Source organism: Novosphingobium sp., from assembly GCF_037133355.1.
Lineage (GTDB): Bacteria > Pseudomonadota > Alphaproteobacteria > Sphingomonadales > Sphingomonadaceae > Novosphingobium.
In genome coordinates, this window is the sequence record NZ_JBAXOI010000005.1 from 20819 (window position 1) to 36640 (window position 15822).

Genomic DNA, 15822 nt, shown 5'->3' on the forward strand with positions numbered 1-15822 from the left:
TGCCTTGCCCTCGCGCCCCGATCGGCACTAAACCCCTGCCTGAGGGATAGCCCCGAAAGCTTGTCGAGGCAACGACACCCGGCCGAAGGATTGGTTCGAAAATGGTTGGAATCCAAAGGCCTGGCGGGCAGAACAGCGCTCCCGCGTCAAGCGATGCGGCACCGGGTCTGGTGCTGATGGCCTGTGCGGCGCTGGCGCTCGTCCTGGCCAATTCGCCGCTCGCCCATGGCTGGCACGAACTCTTCGTCCACCCCCTGCCGTGGACCCCGGTCGCGCGGCTTTCCACTCTGCACGACTGGATCAACGATGCCGCCATGGCGGTGTTCTTCCTCGTCGTAGGGCTTGAGATAAAACGGGAATTCGTGATGGGCGCGCTGGCAGACAGCGCCCGGCGGCGCCTTCCGGTGATCGCGGCGATCGCGGGAATGGCGGTCCCTGCGCTGGTCTATCTGGCGATGACCTGGCCCGATCCCGCCCTGCGCGGCGGCTGGGCCATTCCCGCCGCGACCGATATCGCCTTCGCGCTCGGCGTGCTCGCGCTGCTGGGCAAGCGGGTGCCTCCAGCGGTCCGCCTGTTCCTGCTTACCGTCGCGGTGGTGGACGACATAGGTGCCATTGCGGTGATCGCGCTGTTCTACACCGCCGCTCTTGCGCCCAGCTGGCTTGCGCTGGCAGCGCTCGTGCTCGCGGCCATGGCGGCGTTGAACCGATTCGGTGTGCGCGCGCTGCCTCCCTATCTGGTGCTGGCTGCCGTTCTGTGGCTGGCGATCCTCCATTCGGGCATCCACGCGACCGTGGCCGGGGTGCTCGCCGCCTTCACGATCCCCACCGGGCTCGACCGGCACGGTGACAGCCCGCTGCTGCGGCTCGAGCATGCGCTGGTCGGCGTGAGCGGCTTCGTGATCGTGCCGCTGTTTGGCCTCGCCAATGCGGGCGTCGCACTGGGCGCGGGTGATCCGCTGGCCCCCTTGCCAATGGGCATCGCGCTCGGCCTGATTCTCGGCAAGCAAACGGGCGTGCTGCTGGCGGTTCTGGTCTGCGAGCGCGCCGGGATCGCCGCGCGGCCGGCGGGTGCGGGGCTGCTCCACTTGTGGGGCATGGCGCTGCTATGCGGCATAGGCTTCACCATGAGCCTGTTTATCGGCGCGCTCGCCTTTGCCAATGCTCCGGCGCTGGTCGAGGAAGCCAAACTCGGCGTGCTGGCGGGTTCGCTCATATCCGCGCTGGCCGGCGCCGCGCTGCTGCGCTTCGCCCCTCCGGCGAACCCGCACTGATCGAGCCAGGCGATCATGGAAACGCGCTATTTGCGCGAAACATCAATGCGCAAGTGATGTATGAACCGCTGCATACCCAGACTCGCAGGACAGGAAACCACCATGCCCGGTGACAACGCAGCCAAGGCCCTGATCGACACGCTCAATGGCCTCCTTGCCGATTACTTCGCGCTCTATCTCAAGACCAAGAACTACCACTGGCACGTCAAGGGCCCGCAGTTCCACGATCTGCACCTCCTGTTCGACACTCAGGCGACCGAGCTTTTTGCCCTGACCGATGTCATCGCCGAGCGCGTGCGCAAGAACGGCGGGCGGACGCTGACTTCGATCAGTTCGATCGGCGGACACACCGTGATCGCCGACGACGACAGCGCTGATGTCAATGCCATGGCCATGGTCGCCGCCCTTCGTGACGACAACGCCGCGCTCGTCACCCGCATCCGCGCAGCCAAGGCCGCCGCGACCGAGGCGGGTGACAACGCCACCGAAGGCATGGCCGACGACTGGACCGACCAGGCCCAGCAGCGGGTCTGGTTCCTGAGCTCGATCCTCGGCTGATTGGTGCTCTCGCGCCTGCCACCTCCGCTCCACCGTGCACTGCTGCGCCTCGCCCAGCCGGTCCGGCTGCGCTACTGGGGCCTGCTGCGGCGCGAAGTGCGCGGCTGCAATGTGCTTGCCTTCGATAGCGCGGGGCGGCTGCTGCTCGTGCGCCACAGCTATCACGAGCCCGATCGCTGGCTACTCCCTGGCGGCGGCCTCGCGCGGGGTGAGAACCCCGTCGCCACCGGCGCGCGCGAACTCGCCGAGGAGACCGGCTGCGTCCTCGAAAACGGCGTGTGGATAGGCACGGACCTGCGCGTGATGCCGGGCGGCTGGCGCAATCGGGTCGAGATTGTCACCGGGCATACCGGCTGCGTCCCCCGCGCCGACGGTCGCGAGATCGCCGAAACCGGCTTCTTCGCGCCGGACGCCTTGCCGCTGACCACTGGCGCCGTCGTCGAGGTGGCGCTCACGATCTGGCGGAAGCAGCGCGGCGAGCCGGTCCCGTCAGAACGGTAGGCTGCCCTGCCCCGCCGCGTCGGCACCAGCTGGCACCGGCACGCTCCCCTCGCCTTCAAGCGCCGAAAGCGTAAGGCCCATGAGCCGCACCGGCTGCGGCAGGGGCAGCACCCCGTCCAGCAGCGCGCGCGCCGCCTCTGCAAAAGTGGCAACATCCGCTACCGGCCCCGGCAGCGAGCGCGCACGGGTGATCGTGCGAAACTCGCTGTCCTTGAGCTTGAGCGTCACCGTCCGCCCCCGCGCGCCGCTGCGCTCGATCCGCTCCCACACGATCAGGATGATCCGCTCCAGCGCCTCACGCAGCGCGGGGCCGCTGCCGATGTCGCGCTCGAAGGTCCGCTCCCCGCCCACCGACTTGCGCGGCCGGTCGGCGCGCACGCGGCGTAGATCAATGGCCCTTGCAGCGCGGTAAAGGTAGTCGGCCTGGGCACCGAAATGCTGGCGCAGAAAGGCAAGGTCGCGCTGCAGGAGATCTGCGCCGGTCACGATCCCCAGCGCTTTCATCTTCTCCGCCCCGCGCGGCCCCACTCCGTGAAACCGGGCCACAGGCAGCCCCGCAACAAAGGCCGCGCCCTCGCCCGGGCGGATGACGCAGAGCCCGTCAGGCTTGTTCTGGTCGCTCGCCAGCTTGGCAAGGAACTTGTTGTACGAAACCCCGGCGCTTGCGGTCAGCCCCGTCTCGGCGCGGATGCGCTGGCGGATCAGTTCGGCAATGCGCGTCGCCGAACCGATCCCGCGCAGATCATCGGTCACGTCGAGATAGGCCTCGTCCAACGAGAGCGGCTCGACGTGCGGGGTGAAGTGCAGGAACACGCTGCGGATCTGGCGCGAGACCGCCTTGTACACCTCGAAGCGCGGCGGGCAGAACACGAGCTCCGGGCAAAGCCGCGCCGCACGCACCGAAGGCATCGCCGAGCGCACTCCGAACACCCGCGCCTCATAGCTCGCCGCCGCCACCACGCCCCGCGCCGAGGAGCCGCCGACTGCCACGGGCTTCCCTCTAAGCGCCGGATTGTCGCGCTGCTCCACGCTCGCAAAGAACGCGTCCATATCGATATGAATCACCTTGCGCAGACCGCTGGCGGTTTCCTCATCGTCAGGATCGGGGGGCGGCGCGGCGGACATTGCCCCATACTACCCCTTTTCGCAGTGCAGCATAAAGCGCTGGGAACGATCGCCGCACCGGCATATAGGCGGCGGGATGACGTCTGCCCCCACATCCCCCCGCACCGCTGCCCGATCCACCATGGGTCCGCGCGAATTCGTGGTGCTCATGGCGATGTCGATGGCGCTGCAGGCGCTGGCGATCGATGCCATGCTCCCCGCGCTGGGCCAGATCGCGACCGAGCTTGGCGTCACCGATCCAAACCAGCGCCAGCTGATCGTGGGCGTGTTCCTCATCTCCAGCGGCCTTGGCGCGCTGGTCCCGGGCTCGCTGGCTGATCGCTATGGCCGCCGCCCGGTTCTGCTGGGGAGCCTTGCGCTCTATATCCTGCTCTCGCTCGGCTGCGCGCTGGTCACCGATTTCAACACCTTGCTCGTGCTGCGCGCCTTGCAGGCCATCGGCAGCGCAGGGCTCACCGTGCTGCCCAGCGCGATCATCCGCGACCGGCATGGCGGCGATGCCATGGCACGGCAGATGTCGACGATCACGGTGATCTTCATGCTGGTCCCGATGGTCGCGCCCAGCATCGGGCTTGGCGTGCTCCTGTTCGCCGGCTGGCGCTGGATCTTCGCGCTGCTTGCCATCATGGGCCTTGTCGTGGGCCTGTGGGTCGCGCTGCGGCTCGAGGAAACACTCGATCCGGCCAATCGCCAGGAGATCCGCCCAGCGGCGATTGCAACCAACATGATTACTGCCGCCTCGAACCGCGCCTCTTTCGGCTACGTGATCGGCGCGGGCCTGATTCTCGGTGCGCTGTTCGGCTATGTGAACTGCGCGCAGCAACTGGTGGGCGAACATTTCGGGGCGGGCGCACTGTTCCCGCTGATCTTCGGTGCGACCGCGCTCGCCATGGCCTTCGCCAGCTTCTTCAATTCACGCATCGTCGAACGCTTTGGCGCGCGGCGTGTCTCGCATACCGCCGTGCTCGTCTCGATTTGCCTGAGCGTCCTGCAGGTCTGGCTCGCCAGCCGGCCGCAGGAATCGCTGATCGAGTTCATGCCAGTGATCGCGATCAACATCTGCATGGTCGGTTTCATCGGCGCCAACTTCGGCTCGATCGCGCTCCAGCCCTTCGCTCACATGGCGGGGGCGGCAAGCTCGGTGCAGGCGTTCCTGCGCATGGTGATCGGCTCCGGGCTCGGTATGGTCATCGGCCTCGCCTACGACAACACCGCGCGCCCGCTGGCGCTGGCGTTCCTCGGCTGCGGTCTCACCGCGCTGGTGCTGGTGCTGTGGAGCGAGCAGGGCCGCCTGTTCCGCCGCATCAACCCACCGGGCACGCCGCGCGAAGTCACGAGCCCGGACGTGCACTGCTGAAGCAGGCGTTCGCCCTCAGGCAACCGCCTGCGCATAGACCCGCAGCGCCTCAGCCGCGAGTTCGGGGCGGCCAAAGTGATAGCCCTGCATGAGGTGAATGCCGAGCGCCCGGGCCGCCGCGGCCTGCGCCTCGGTCTCCACGCCCTCGATCGAGCAGCCGATGCCCAGCTGCCAGGCCAATGCCACGATCATGCCGGTAACCGCCCGCGCGCCCGGATCGGTCGAAAGCGCGGCAGCCAGTTCGCGGTCAAGCTTGATCCGGTCGAGCGGCAGGTCGCGCAGCTGTGAAAGGCTCGACCAGCCCGCACCGAAATCGTCGAGCGCGATGCGGAAGCCCTTCTCGCGGAAGGCGATGAGCTGCGCCGCAGCGCGCCTGGGATCGAGCTGGAGCGCGCGCTCTGTCACCTCGAGCATGACCGACGCGGGGCTTGCCCCCGCCTCGATCACGATCTGCGCGATTGTCTCCGCAAATCCCTCGCGCACCACGTCGCGCGCGGCGAGGTTGATCGAGACCTCGAGCCCTGTCTCCCACGGGCGGCATTCGGCGAGCGTGCGGGCGAGCACGAGCCGGGTCAGCTCGCCGGTGCGCCCTGTCGCGTCGGCGATGGCGAGAAATTCGCCCGGCGCCTGCCACTCCACCCCGTCAGGCGACCAGCGAGCCAGCGCCTCCATGCCGACCACGCGGCTGGTACGGCAATCGTAAATCGGCTGGTAAAGCAGGCGCAGCCGTTCGCCGAGCGCGCAGTCGTTGAACTGGCGCATGACCGTGATCCGGCGCTGGAGCGCGACTTCGTCTTCCTCGCCAAAGAGCACGATTGCGCCGTCACCAAGTTCCTTGGCCTTGTAGAGCGCGGCGTCGGCACGTTCCAGACAGGTCGAGGCGGTGGTCCCCTTGACCCGGTGCAGCCCGATCGAACCGCAGAGCCTGAGCGTTGCGCCGTTGAAGGCAATCGGTTCGCGGATTGCAGCCGAAAGCGCGCGAGCCGCAACCATGACAGTCTCGGTATCGAAACTGCCGTCGAACAGGATGGCAAACTCGTCCCCGCCCAGCCGGCCATGTGCCGAAACCCCGGGAACCGAGCCGATCCTGAGGTTGACCGTGCTCAGCACGTGGTCGCCTGCGGCATGGCCATAGGTATCGTTCACATGCTTGAAGCCGTCGAGATCGAACAAGGCAAGCCAGGGCCGCATGGCATCGTCGGGGCCCGTAAGGTGCTCTTCGAGGCAGGCGAGAATGGCCCGCCGGTTGCGGCCACCGGTGAGGTGATCGACCGTTGCCTGCCGGTAATGCGCGCTTGCCAGTTCGGCGGTCTGGCGTTCGCGCCGCGCGAGCAGCTGGCGAGAGAGTTCAAGCCGGACGAAATCGCGGTGCTGGATATGAGTCATCGTGAGCAGGACCGCGGTTACGAAGACTTGCGCCAGCGCCATCGCCACCGCATCGGGATGGCCGGTCGCCAGCACGAACAGGCTCCAGGGCAGCGTGAAGGCAAGCCCCAGCCGCAGCGCGGTTTGCGGCGCATGGGCCATGCCGAGAATCGCCGCGAACATTGTCACCGCGATCACGAAATGCAGCAGTTCACGCTGCCCGGGATCGCCATAGGGGTAAAGCCCGAGCGACCAGGCCACGAAGACCAGCGCAGCCCAGCCGCCGAGCCGCTGCATCGCCTGGATATCGATGCGCAGCTGCTCGACCGGGCGGCGCGCCACGCGCGACGGGAGCCAGTAACGCGCGCGGCTGGCTGCCATCAGGACGATTACCGGCGCGACAAGCAGCAAGGCCAAGGGTGCGGCATGCAGGAAGCACCAGTCCACCAGCAGCGCGTTGAAGATCACCACAAGGTAGAGGAGTGGTGCCCGGTGCGAGACGCTCTGCGCATAGGCTTCGGTAAAGGCATCGCCGCGCCGTTGCTGCCAATGGCGGCCAAAGCAGCGCATGCTGAGCGCGCTCCTGCGCAGCCAGCGCCGTGCGCTTGCGCGCAAACCGGGGGGGGAACCACCTCTTGCCATCGCGGCGGTTTACGCTGGTGACAGTTAACGGCTTCTCAAGCCGGCGGAGCAAACATGCTCGAAAATGAACAATAAAATTGCCGAAACGGATGAATGGAAACGGTTTTGTAAGCCTTCAGCCGGCTTCACCGGTAAGCGCGGCGACCAGCGCCCTTACCTTTTTTTGCCGCCACTGTGGCAGTGGTGCGACAAGCCAATAGGCGCGACGGCACCGTTCCGGCGGCGCCAGCGCGGTCACCCGGCCTGCCGCGATCGCCCCTTCGGCCAGCATCACCGGCACGCGCGCTTTTCCCAGACCTGCCGCGGCGGCGCTGATTGCGGTGCCGCCATCGCCTACCGAAAACTGGGTCTCGCGCGCTTCCCCCTCGGGCGCCGGGTCACCAGGCCAAGCGATCCATGGCGCATCTGCGCCGCCCCCTGGCATGGTCACCACCTGCATCAGCGGTTCACCCAGCGCGAGACCTTCAAGATCGCCTGGCCCCTCCGCCCAGCGCACCGCAAGGTTGAGATTGGCCTCGGTAAAATCGAGATCACCGTCGCTTCCGACGAGCGCGAAACGCAGGCCCGGATTGGCGTGGCGGAAAGCAGCAAGGCGCGGGGAAAGCCACGCCGCAAAGAAATCGCGTGGGCAGGCCACTGTGTAGACATGGCTCGACTGGCCAGCCTGCATCGCCTGCACACCTTCCTCGAAACGCAGGAAGCCCTCGCGGATCGCATCGAGCCCGGCGCTGGCCTCGTCGGTCAGGACAAGACCCTTGGTAGTGCGGCGGAACAGCACGACACCAAGCAGGTCTTCCAGCGCGCGGATCTGCTGGCCCACTGCCGCCGGGGTAACCGCCAGCTCGTCTGCCGCGCGGGTGAAGGAAAGGTGCCGGGCTGCAGCGTCGAGCACGCGCAGACCGTTAAGCGGCAGGTGAGTGCGCTTCATGCCTGGATCGCCAAGCCTCAGTTGGCCGTGGCCGGAGCGGCGAGCGGGAAGTACGGTATCGCCACATCGACGATCGAACCATCGGCGCGCTGCATTGCGTAGTGGCCTTCCATGCTGCCCTGCGGCGTGCCGAGTGGACAGCCCGAGACGTAGTCATGCGCCTGGCCGGGCTGGAGCAATGGCTGCTCACCGACCACGCCCTCGCCGTCGACGAAGTTGATCATCCCGCGCCCGTCGGTGATGCGCCAGTGCCGCGTCAGCAGCCTGATCGGCTGGTCGCCGCCGTTCTCGATCCGGATGTGATAGACCCAGAACCATTTGCCGGCATCGATGCGCGACTGCTCCGGCAAAAAGTTGACAGCGACACGCACCGTCACCCCGGCCGTTATGGCGGCATGCTGGAAGAGCTGTTTCATGATTTGGAAGGTACCCCAGATCGTTCCCGGTTCCAACGGGGGATTCGCGTCGGAAGGCTGCTTGCTGCCCCGGACGTTTCACTCCAGACAGGCCGGGCCATGCCGGTCCCCCCATGCTCATAAGCGCCCCCGCCATCCTCTGCGCCTCGCGCGCCCACGGCGAACACGGCGCGGTGGTTCGGTTACTCACCGCAGACCATGGCCTGCTGGCCGCCTATGTCGCAGGCGCTCGGGGGCGGGTGCTGCGCCCGGTGCTGATCCCTGGCAATCTCGTCGAGGTGGAACTGCACGCCCGCACGCAGAGCCAGCTGCCCTCGGCCCGGCTCGAACTCGTCACCAGCCGGGGTCCTTGGCTGTCCGAACCGCTGGCGAGCGCCGCCATCGGCTGGGTCACGACGCTGACGGCGCAGGCCCTGCCCGAAGGCCAGCCCTTCCCCGCCCTGCACAGCGCGCTCGAAGCCGTGCTCGATGCCATCTGCCATGCCCCTTCGGCGCGCGGCTGGGCGCAGGCGCTGGCGGCGTTCGAGGCCCTGCTCCTGCGCGAGATCGGCTATGGCCACGCCCCTTTCCCACCGGGCGAGGAACCATGGGAGCGGCTGCTCGCCCGGCTCGACCGGCAGGGCCTGGCACTCGCCAAGCACCTGCTTGCCGATCCGCGCCGCGATGGTATGGCGGCGCGCGCGATCCTGCTCGACCGGTTGAAACGGATCGGCGGCGAGGCCTGAGATACCGAAGGGTGGATTTGATGAAGATTGCAGTTCTGCCGGGCGATGGCATCGGCACGGAAGTCACGCGCGAGGCCCTGCGCGTGCTGGATGCCCTCGAACTTGGCATCGAACGTGAAGAAGCGCTCGTCGGCGGCGCGGCCTATCACGCCACCGGCCATCCGCTCCCGCCTGAAACATTGGCCCTCGCTGAAGCATCGGACGGCGTCCTCTTCGGCGCGGTCGGCGATCCCACCTGCGATTCGCTGGAACGGCACCTCCGCCCCGAACAGGCCATCCTCGGCCTGCGCAAGGCGCTCACCCTGTTTGCCAACCTGCGTCCGGCCAAAGTCTTCTCTGGTCTCGAAGGCCACTCCGCGCTGCGCCCCGAAATCGCCGGCGCAATCGACCTGCTCATCGTGCGCGAACTCAACGGCGACGTCTATTTCGGCGAGAAGGGCTTCCGCACCACCGCTTCCGGCGAACGCGAAGGGTGGGACATGATGTCCTACAGCGAAAGCGAAGTGCGCCGTATCGCCCATGTCGCCTTCCGCGCGGCGCAAGGCCGGCGCGGGCGGCTGTGCTCGGTGGACAAGGCCAATGTGCTTGAAACCTCGCAGCTCTGGCGCGACGTCGTGATCGAAGTCGCCGCCGAATACCCCGATGTCGCGCTCGAACACATGTATGTCGACAACGCCGCGATGCAGCTGGTGAAGAGCCCAGGCCAGTTCGACGTTGTCGTCACCGGCAACCTGTTCGGCGACATTCTTTCCGATCAGGCAAGCATGTGCGTCGGCTCGATCGGCCTGCTCGCCTCCGCTTCGCTCGGCGCGCGCCAGACTGCATACGGTACTTTCGGCCTTTACGAGCCGATCCACGGTTCCGCACCCGATATCGCCGGCAAGGGCCTTGCCAATCCCATCGCCACGATCCTTTCGCTTGCCATGCTGCTGCGCCATTCGCTGGGCCTTGCCGCTGCGGCGGACCGCATCGAGGCGGCGGTGGCACGCACTCTGGCAGACGGCGTGCTCGGCCGCGATCTGGGCGGGAGCGCGGGCACCACAGAAATTGGTGACGCGGTGCTCGCAAGGCTGTAAGCGCGCCGTTCATGCTGCAACTCGCTGTCATTCTCCCCACCTTCAACGAGGCGAAGAACATCGCACCGATGGTCGAACGACTCTCGGCCGCGCTGGCGGGCCTTTCGTGGGAAGCGATCTTCGTCGACGACAACAGCCCCGATGGCACTGCCGAAGAGGCGCGCCGCATCGGCCGCACTGACCCGCGCGTGCGAGTGATCGAGCGGATCGGCCGGCGCGGCCTCGCCTCCGCCGCGATCGAGGGCATGTGCGCCACCGCCGCGCCCGTCGTCGCGGTGATGGACGCGGACCACCAGCATGATCCCGCGCTGCTTCCGGGCATGTATGCGGCAGTTGAAAGCGGCGACTATGATGTCGCCTATGCCTCGCGCTTTGCCGAGGGCGCAAGCACCGAGGCTTGGGGCCGGCCCGACCGCGTCAAGGCCTCCGGCCTTGCCAACCGCATCGCCCGCCGCGTGACGGGCGTGCAGCTTTCCGATCCGATGAGCGGCTTCTTCATGCTCCGCGCCGAAACGCTGCGCGCGGATGCGCACCGCCTCTCAGGCGTCGGCTTCAAGATCCTGCTCGACATTCTCGCCACGGTCGATGCACCGCTGCGCGTCAAGGAGTTCCCCATGCACTTCGCCGCCCGCGCCGAAGGCGAATCGAAGCTCGACCGCACGGTGGTGTTCGAATTCCTGATCGGGCTCTACGACAAGTGGCTGGGCCGCATCATTCCGACGCGTTTTGCCCTGTTCGGCACGATCGGTGCGCTTGGCGTGATCGTCCACATGGCGGTGCTGGCTTCGGTGCTCGGCGCGTTCGGGCAAAAGGTGCTCTACCACAACTGGTCGGACCAGATCGAATTCATCATCGCGCAGACCTCCGCGGCGGTCGTGGCGATGACGTTCAACTTCATGCTCAACAACGAGCTGACCTATGCCGACAAACGCCTGCGCGGCATGGTGCCGCTGCTGCGCGGCTGGGCCAAGTTCGCCATGACCTGCTCGGTCGGCCTCCTCGCAAATGTCGGCGCGGGCGCCGCGCTGATGCGCATGGGCTTCCACCCCTATCCGGCCGCCATCGTCGGCATCGTCGTCGGCTCCGTGTGGAACTTCGCGCTTTCGAGCAAGTTCGTCTGGGGCAAGTACTAAGGCCCCTCCGACCTGCCTTCGGCAGGCCACCTCCCCATTTGCACTTCGTGAAAATGGAGAGGGAAAACAAAGTCCTCTCCATTTTTGCGAAGCACAAATGGAGAGGTGGCAGCCCGCTAGGCTGCCGGAGGGGCTCTTCCCCCTACCGCCAGCTATCGAGCCAGGTATAATCCCGATACGAATTCTTCCCCGGCAGCGCCGCCGCCGAAAGGATGGGGTAGAACCCCACAAACAGCATCGCCGACAGCACCACGGTCAGCACGCCCGGCCAGCGCCGCCCCTGCTCCCACCACTTCGCCAGCGCCAACGCCAACGCCGCCATCAGGAACACGCTCGCCAGCGCATAGTGGTAGTAGAACTGCACCGGCTTGCCGTTGATCGCCCAGAATATCAGGCTCGCCACATAAAGGCCGACAACCGCCCCGCGCAGGCGGTCCCCGCGCCGGACCCCGGCCCACAGGCACAGCAGCAGCGCCGGCAGCCCGGCCAGCATCGTGAAGGGATTGCCGATCATCAGCACCCCGCGCTGCGCGCCGTCCCAGTTCGAATAGAAGAACCAGATCGGGCGGATGTTGAGCACCCATTGCCACCACCGGCTCATATAGAGGTGCGGCTTCACCACGCTGTCCTGCAGTTGCAGCATGTAGCCCTGCCACGGGATCAGCCCCTGCAAGGTCAGCGGCTGGACCTTGTAGAAGAAGGCCGGCGCAAACGTCGCGAAATAGGCCAGCAGCGGCACCGCGCCGAGCCACAGCGCCGCCTCGATCAGCGAAACTCCCGGAATTGGGCCCGCATCGCGCGCGATCAGGAACGCGCGCCGCCGCCCGGAAAGTGCCCACCAGCGGTCCCACGCGAACAGCAGCCCCGGCAGGGCCAGGATCGGCGCCCCGTTCCACTTGCCGCCTAGCGAGAGCCCCAGAAACACCCCGCAGAGCGCCAGATGGACGCGGCTCCCCTTGCGCCACGCCAGCGCGCCTTGCCAGAACGCCAGGGCCATCATGCTCGCCATGGACATATCGAGGATGGCGATGCGGCTCAGCACGAACCAGATGAAATTGGTCGCAAACAGGAGCCCGAACATCAGCGTTGCGGGGCGCGAGAGACTGGCCCACCACATCGCCCGCATCGCGGCAAAGAGCCCCAGCGTGCCGAGCAGCGCATTGGGCAGGCGCCAGCCAAACGGCCCGTCACCCACCAGCATCATGCCCAGCGCGATGAATTCCTTGCCCAGCAACGGATGCTCGGGATTGAGCCGGCTGGTCAGCGCGATCAGCCGACGCGCGGCGGGCAGATAATGGACCTCGTCGAACATCGTCCTCGTAGGCGTGCCCAGCCGGTGCAGCACCAGCACGAGAAAGCCGAGCGTGATCGCGATCACCCAGGCACGGGGATCACCTGAACGGTCACGGGGCCCGGTGAAAGGGGCAATGATGCGGGACAGCACGGTCATGGACCGGGCGCGCATACGCCACTTGCGCGCCAAAGGGCAATGGCGCGGCTTGCACCGCGCGACCGGCAAATCTAAGGCCCTCTCCCATGAAACGCTCTGCCGGCCAGGACCGCTCGATCACCGCCACGTGGCGCCCTGCAACCCAGGCCGTGCGCGGCGGCACCTGGCGTTCGGAAATGGGCGAAACATCCGAAGCCCTGTTCCTCACCTCGGGCTATTCCTACGACGACGCCGCCACCGTCGCCGCGCGCTTTGCCGGCGAGGAAGACGGCATGACCTATTCGCGCCTGCAGAACCCCACGGTGGCGATGCTGGAGGAGCGCATCGCCCTCCTCGAAGGCGCGGAGGCCTGCCGCGCGCAGGCAAGCGGCATGGCGGCCATGACCACTGCGCTCCTGTGCCAGCTTTCCGCCGGAGACCATGTTGTCGCCGCCAAGGCGGCATTCGGCTCGTGCCGCTGGCTGATCGACAATCTCCTGCCGCGCTTCGGCATCTCCGGCACCACGATCGATGCGGCCGACAATGCCGCGTGGGAAGCTGCGATCCGCCCGAATACCAAGGTGTTCTTCTTCGAAAGCCCGGCGAACCCGACGATGGACCTCGTCGATCTCGAGTACGTCTGCGGCCTCGCCCGCGCGCACGGCATCACCACGGTGGTCGACAACGCGTTCGCCACCAGTGCGCTCCAGCGCCCGCTCGATTTCGGCGCGGATGTCGTCGCTTATTCCGCCACGAAGATGATGGACGGGCAGGGCCGCGTGCTTGCCGGCGCGGTCTGCGGCTCGGCGGCCTTCATCAACGACAAGCTGCTGCCCTTCCAGCGCAACACCGGACCCAACTGCGCGCCGTTCAACGCCTGGGTCGTGCTCAAGGGCCTCGAAACACTGGACCTCAGAATCCGCCGCCAGAGCGAAAATGCCCTCAAGGTTGCGCAGTTTCTCGAGCCGCGTGTGCCGAGCTTGCGGTACCCCTTCCTCCCCAGCCATCCGCAACATGCGCTGGCGGTGAAGCAGATGCAGGCGGGCGGTTCGATCTTCAGCCTCGAGGTGCCCGGCGGCCGCGCACAGGCCCATGCCCTGCTCGATGCGCTGCAGCTCGTCGATATCTCGAACAACATCGGCGATTCGCGCTCGCTGATGTGCCACCCCGCCTCGACCACGCACCACGGCGTCGGCCCCGAAACCCGCGCCGACATGGGCGTGACCGAGGGGATGCTGCGGCTCAACGTGGGGCTGGAAGATCCGGACGACGTTATCGAGGATCTGGATCAGGCGCTGAGGGCGGCGGGGCTGTAAGGCAGCTCAAGGACGGTGCTTCTCGCAGAGACGCTAAGAGAAAAAAGAGCGCAGAGACGTTGATCGGAGCTCCGGCGTCAGCCGGAACACTGCAACACTGCCGAAATCATGAAAACGGCGTCGCCGCCCTGCACGACCTCTTCGCGGCCTTCTTTCCTCCCTCTGCGTCTCTGCGAGAAACACTGTCCTCGCGCAGCCTCACCCCTTGGCCGCAGCCTCCAGCGCCTCGATCCGTGCCTTAAGCGCATCGGCTTCCTCGCGCGCGGCGATCGCCATGTCCTTCACCACCTCGAATTCCTCGCGGCTGACGAAGTCCATGCCGCCGAAGGTTTCGCGCAGCTTCTCGCGCGCCGTCTCACCCGCCTCGCGGCCCATGCCGGCGAGTGTGCCGGCGGCGCTGTTGAGCAGCTTGACGAAATCGGCGATCATCGGGTTCTCGGTCTGCATAGCTGGGGCTTCCTGAACTGGTTATACCGCCGCAGATGGCCCTTCGCGCCCGCCAGTGCAAGGCGCACGCCGGGGCAAAGTCACAGCTCGATTTGCACCGCCGCGCCCGAACCTTCCGCCCCGTCCGCCTCGGGATTGAGCGCCAGGAACTGATAATTGAGCACCGAGGCAAAGCAGATCCATGCCAGATACGGGAGGACCAAAGCTCCGGCCAACGGGCGCACGCGCCAGAAGAGCGGGATCAGCAGCAGCGTCAGCAGGATCATCGCCGCGATCAGCCCCAGCGCCACGCTCATGCGGTGAAGGCCGAAGAACACCGGGCTCCACGCCAGGTTGATGAGGAACTGGATGATGAAAAGCCCCACCGCCACCCCGCGCCCCGGAGCGCCGCGCGCCGAGGCGACCATCGCCAGTGCGACGCCGAGCAGCACATAGAGCACCGACCAGACAATCCCGAAGGCCGCCGGGGGCGGATAGAGCGCCGGCTTCAGCAACGCGGCGAACCATGGATTGGAGGGCCCGGCTGCCGAGATACGTCCAGCTAGAAAGCCGAGCCCGAGCACGGTCGGGACCGTGAACAGCGACCAGCGCATCAGGCTGGCACGGAGCTGAGCGGGAGAGGCAAGATAGCGCATGGGTGCGAAAAGACTCTCAATGAACCGGGACGGATGATTAGCGCCGGATATTGGCGGCGCAAGGGCGGCTAGGCAATCGCCCCGGGAGTATCGTGCCGCGCTGGAACATACCGGGCAGATATGAGAAATTCCACGTTGCCTTCGGGCCCGGTGATCGGGCTGGTCGTGATCCCCTGCACCTCCCAGCCTTCGCCTTCCAGCCAGCCCTGCACTTCGCCGCAAACACGTTCGTGCAACGCGGCATCGCGCACCACTCCGCCCTTGCCGACCTCACCGCGTCCCACCTCGAACTGCGGCTTGATCAACGCCACCAGCCGCGTCGGCCGCGCGGCCAGCGCCAGCGGCACCTCCAGCACCTTGCGCAAGGCGATAAAGCTCGCGTCGCACACCACCCAAGTCGCTGGCCGATCGATCTGGACAGGTGTCAGAATGCGCGCGCTGGTCTGCTCGAGCACTGTCACGCGCGAGTCCTGCCGCAGCTTCCACGCCAGCTGATTGGTGCCCGAATCCACCGCAAAGACATGCTCCGCGCCGAGCGTGAGCAGCACATCGGTAAACCCGCCCGTTGAACTGCCGATATCCATCGCGGTCACCCCTGCCGGATCGAGCCCGAAATGCGCGATGGCGTGCGCGAGCTTGATCCCTCCGCGCGAAACCCAGGGATGATCGCGTCCGCGCACCTCGATCGGGGCATCGGGCGCGAGCGTATGCCCGGCCTTGGTCAGCTTGGTCTCCGCCGAATAGACATGCCCCGCCAGAATCAGCGCCTGCGCGCGGGCGCGGCTTTCCGCAAGGCCGCGCTCGACCAGCAACTGGTCGATGCGGACTTTCGCCTTGCCGGACAATTTGCCGGTGCCGTGTGCAGGGTGGCTTGAGGTCACCGCCGCTCTCTTCC

General features: G+C 66.8%; 16 protein-coding genes. 8 read left to right on the forward strand and 8 right to left on the reverse strand.

Annotated features, from left to right (window positions below; translation table 11 throughout):
- Positions 1-101: 101 nt before the first annotated feature.
- From nhaA to WCL10_RS06650, 3 genes are all read left to right on the forward strand, one after another.
- Positions 102-1274 carry a Na+/H+ antiporter NhaA gene (gene nhaA, locus WCL10_RS06640; protein WP_336894859.1) on the forward strand — a complete coding sequence of 391 codons (1173 nt, stop codon included), beginning with the start codon at positions 102-104 and terminating at the stop codon, positions 1272-1274.
- A 102-nt stretch (positions 1275-1376) separates the two neighbouring features.
- Entirely contained in the window at positions 1377-1832 is a 456-nt protein-coding gene (locus WCL10_RS06645; protein WP_336894860.1) for a DNA starvation/stationary phase protection protein, read from the forward strand.
- A gap of 3 nt (positions 1833-1835) precedes the next feature.
- Positions 1836-2333 (forward strand): NUDIX domain-containing protein, encoded by a 498-nt coding sequence (locus WCL10_RS06650; RefSeq protein WP_336895068.1) that lies wholly within the window; start codon positions 1836-1838, stop codon positions 2331-2333.
- On the opposite strand, the gene dinB is transcribed toward WCL10_RS06650, so the two are convergent.
- Positions 2322-3458, reverse strand: a complete 1137-nt coding sequence (gene dinB / locus WCL10_RS06655; RefSeq protein WP_336894861.1) for a DNA polymerase IV — start codon at positions 3456-3458, stop codon at positions 2322-2324. The two genes, WCL10_RS06650 and dinB, sit on opposite strands and share 12 nt — an antisense overlap.
- 121 nt (positions 3459-3579) lie before the next feature.
- On the opposite strand from dinB, the gene WCL10_RS06660 reads away from it, so the two are divergent.
- On the forward strand, positions 3580-4815 hold the full coding sequence (locus WCL10_RS06660; RefSeq protein ID WP_336894862.1) for a multidrug effflux MFS transporter: 1236 nt from the start codon (positions 3580-3582) through the stop codon (positions 4813-4815).
- 15 nt (positions 4816-4830) lie between these two features.
- Here WCL10_RS06660 and WCL10_RS06665 read toward each other — a convergent pair whose 3' ends face one another.
- From WCL10_RS06665 to apaG, 3 genes are all read right to left on the reverse strand, one after another.
- Complete coding sequence (locus tag WCL10_RS06665; protein ID WP_336894863.1) at positions 4831-6750, reverse strand: EAL domain-containing protein; 1920 nt, start codon at positions 6748-6750, stop codon at positions 4831-4833.
- Positions 6751-6937: 187 nt separating this feature from the next.
- Positions 6938-7750, reverse strand: a complete 813-nt coding sequence (locus WCL10_RS06670; protein ID WP_336894864.1) for a LysR family transcriptional regulator — start codon at positions 7748-7750, stop codon at positions 6938-6940.
- Positions 7751-7767: 17 nt separating this feature from the next.
- Positions 7768-8166 (reverse strand): Co2+/Mg2+ efflux protein ApaG, encoded by a 399-nt coding sequence (apaG, locus tag WCL10_RS06675; protein ID WP_336894865.1) that lies wholly within the window; start codon positions 8164-8166, stop codon positions 7768-7770.
- 113 nt (positions 8167-8279) lie between these two features.
- Here apaG and WCL10_RS06680 point away from each other — a divergent pair, with 113 nt between their 5' ends.
- Genes WCL10_RS06680 through WCL10_RS06690 form a run of 3 tightly spaced genes read left to right on the forward strand, consistent with a single transcriptional unit; the run spans position 8280 to position 11100 of the window.
- Positions 8280-8891: a recombination protein O N-terminal domain-containing protein gene (locus WCL10_RS06680; RefSeq protein WP_336894866.1), complete on the forward strand. Its 612-nt coding sequence runs from the start codon at positions 8280-8282 to the stop codon at positions 8889-8891.
- A gap of 20 nt (positions 8892-8911) precedes the next feature.
- Positions 8912-9967 (forward strand): 3-isopropylmalate dehydrogenase, encoded by a 1056-nt coding sequence (gene leuB / locus WCL10_RS06685; protein ID WP_336894867.1) that lies wholly within the window; start codon positions 8912-8914, stop codon positions 9965-9967.
- Positions 9968-9978: 11 nt separating this feature from the next.
- Positions 9979-11100 carry a glycosyltransferase family 2 protein gene (locus tag WCL10_RS06690; protein WP_336894868.1) on the forward strand — a complete coding sequence of 374 codons (1122 nt, stop codon included), beginning with the start codon at positions 9979-9981 and terminating at the stop codon, positions 11098-11100.
- Between the two features lie 142 nt (positions 11101-11242).
- Here WCL10_RS06690 and WCL10_RS06695 read toward each other — a convergent pair whose 3' ends face one another.
- Positions 11243-12550: a phospholipid carrier-dependent glycosyltransferase gene (locus WCL10_RS06695; RefSeq protein WP_336894869.1), complete on the reverse strand. Its 1308-nt coding sequence runs from the start codon at positions 12548-12550 to the stop codon at positions 11243-11245.
- An 86-nt stretch (positions 12551-12636) separates the two neighbouring features.
- On the opposite strand from WCL10_RS06695, the gene WCL10_RS06700 reads away from it, so the two are divergent.
- Positions 12637-13845, forward strand: coding sequence for an aminotransferase class I/II-fold pyridoxal phosphate-dependent enzyme (locus WCL10_RS06700; protein ID WP_336894870.1), 1209 nt, complete (start codon positions 12637-12639; stop codon positions 13843-13845).
- 198 nt (positions 13846-14043) lie between these two features.
- On the opposite strand, the gene WCL10_RS06705 is transcribed toward WCL10_RS06700, so the two are convergent.
- The 3 genes from WCL10_RS06705 to WCL10_RS06715 form a co-directional block, all read right to left on the reverse strand.
- Complete coding sequence (locus WCL10_RS06705; protein ID WP_336894871.1) at positions 14044-14292, reverse strand: accessory factor UbiK family protein; 249 nt, start codon at positions 14290-14292, stop codon at positions 14044-14046.
- An 80-nt stretch (positions 14293-14372) separates the two neighbouring features.
- Positions 14373-14927, reverse strand: coding sequence for a TspO/MBR family protein (locus tag WCL10_RS06710; RefSeq protein WP_336894872.1), 555 nt, complete (start codon positions 14925-14927; stop codon positions 14373-14375).
- 68 nt (positions 14928-14995) lie between these two features.
- Positions 14996-15808: a TlyA family RNA methyltransferase gene (locus WCL10_RS06715; RefSeq protein WP_336894873.1), complete on the reverse strand. Its 813-nt coding sequence runs from the start codon at positions 15806-15808 to the stop codon at positions 14996-14998.
- Between the last annotated feature and the right edge of the window lie 14 nt (positions 15809-15822).